The sequence below is a fragment of the Aeromicrobium sp. genome (assembly GCF_014378035.1).
Lineage (GTDB): Bacteria > Actinomycetota > Actinomycetes > Propionibacteriales > Nocardioidaceae > Aeromicrobium.
The window spans coordinates 1-1,933 of the sequence record NZ_JACMOM010000103.1 but is presented as its reverse complement, the minus strand read 5'-3'; the positions used below and the strand labels follow the sequence as shown (position 1 = coordinate 1,933).

Genomic DNA, 1,933 nt, shown 5'->3' with positions numbered 1-1,933 from the left:
GATGAGGCCGAGGAGGATGTGCTCGGTGCCGATGTAGTTGTGGCCCAGCTGCAGCGCCTCGCGCAAGCTCAGCTCGAGCACCTTCTTGGCGCGCGGGGTGAAGGGAATGTGTCCGCTCGGGGCCTGCTGGCCCTGACCGATGATGTCCTCGACCTGGCCGCGGACGGCCTCGAGCGAGATGTCGAGGCTCTCGAGAGCCTTGGCCGCGACGCCCTCACCTTCGTGGATGAGGCCGAGGAGGATGTGCTCCGTGCCGATGTAGTTGTGGCTGAGCATGCGCGCCTCTTCTTGGGCGAGCACGACCACGCGACGAGCACGGTCGGTGAATCTTTCGAACATGGCGTCCCCCTCTACTGGACTTTTCCCTGAGTTTAGTCGGGTCTGGTGAGTTTAGTTGGGTATGGAAATTCCCTACGGTCCGTCCACACCTCAGATCCAACGGTCGCCGCCGAAGTGGTGTTCCGGCGTTCGCTCTCGGCGCAACCTCCCGGCGCGATCTCGCTACTCGGCACGGCTGAGCGGGAACAGGATCGCCTCGCGGATGCCGATGCCCTGCAGGAGCATCACGAGGCGGTCGACGCCGAGTCCCATGCCGCCGGCCGGGGGCATGCCGAACTCGAGTGCCCGCAAGAAGTCCTCGTCGACATCCATCGCCTCGGGATCGCCCGCTGCGGCAAGGCGTGACTGCTCCTCGAGGCGATCACGCTGGATGACGGGATCGTTGAGCTCGGAGAAGGCCACACCCAGCTCGACGCCGTTGATGATCAGGTCCCACGCTTCGACGAGGCCCGGCTTGGTGCGGTGCTTCTTGGCCAACGGGCGCACCGACTCGGGATAGTCCCGGACGAACGTCGGCTCGATCAGCGTGTGCTCGACGAGCTTTTCGTAGAGCTCGAGCACGATGTCCCCAGCGCCCCAGTGGGGCTGCAGCGCGACGCCATGCCTCTGCGCAAGGGTGATAAGCACGTCGACGGGGGTGTCGTTGTCGACCTCGGCGTGGGTCGCGTGCGCCACGAGCTCGTGGATCGTCGCCTCGCGCCACTCGGCCTCCAGGTCGATGTCCGAGCCGTCACGCCCCGGCACCACGGTCTTGCCGACGGCGCGTGCAGCGTTGATCACCAGCTCGCGGGTCAGCTGCGCCATCGTGTCGTAGGAGCCATAGGCCTCATAGGCCTCGAGCATCATGAACTCGGGGTTGTGCGTGTTGTCGACGCCCTCGTTGCGGAACGTCTTGCCGATCTCGTAGACGTTGTCGACACCACCCACCAGTGCCCGCTTGAGGTGCAGCTCGATCGCGATGCGTAGCAGCATCGCTTCCTCGAAGGCATTGGTGTGGGTCTTGAACGGACGTGCCGCAGCGCCACCGTTGGTGTGCTGGAGCACCGGTGTGTCGACCTCGACGTAGGTGGCGGCATCGAGCGTCGAGCGGAGCGACTGCAACACCGTGGCCTTGACGCGGACGTTGTCACGGGCGGCGGGCCTCACGATCAGGTCGACGTAGCGCATGCGGCTGCGGGCCTCGTCGGACAACGGGTTGTGCTCGTTGGGCAGGGGGCGGACGGTCTTGGCTGCGATCTGCCACGACGTCGCCTGCACCGAGAGCTCTCCCCGGCGGCTGGTGATGACTTCGCCCGTGACGGCGAGGTGGTCGCCGATGTCGACGATCGCCTTGAAATCGGCCAGCCGCTCCTCACCCACGCCGTCGCGGGCGAGCATGGCCTGCAGCTCGGTGCCGTCTCCCTCGCGCAACCGGACGAAGCAGAGCTTGCCGGTGTTGCGCAGGAAGATGACGCGCCCCGTCACCGAGACGGTGTCGCCGGTGGAGGTGTCTGCTCCGAGTGCCTCGGCGTCGTACGTGCTGACGACTCGCTTGAGGGTGTGCGTGCGTTCGACCACGACCGGGTAGGCCTCGTCGCCAGCGGCAAGGAGCTGT

2 protein-coding genes are annotated in these 1,933 nt (G+C 66.2%); both read right to left on the bottom strand.

Annotation, left to right across the window (positions count from 1 at the left end):
• The coding region (locus tag H7290_RS05425) for a Clp protease N-terminal domain-containing protein (protein WP_290512998.1) at nucleotides 1-339 on the bottom strand (339 nt) is incomplete at its 3' end.
• A gap of 162 nt (nucleotides 340-501) precedes the next feature.
• Nucleotides 502-1,933: lysine--tRNA ligase (gene lysS, locus H7290_RS05420; RefSeq protein WP_290512997.1), on the bottom strand; the 1,432-nt coding region annotated here is incomplete at its 5' end.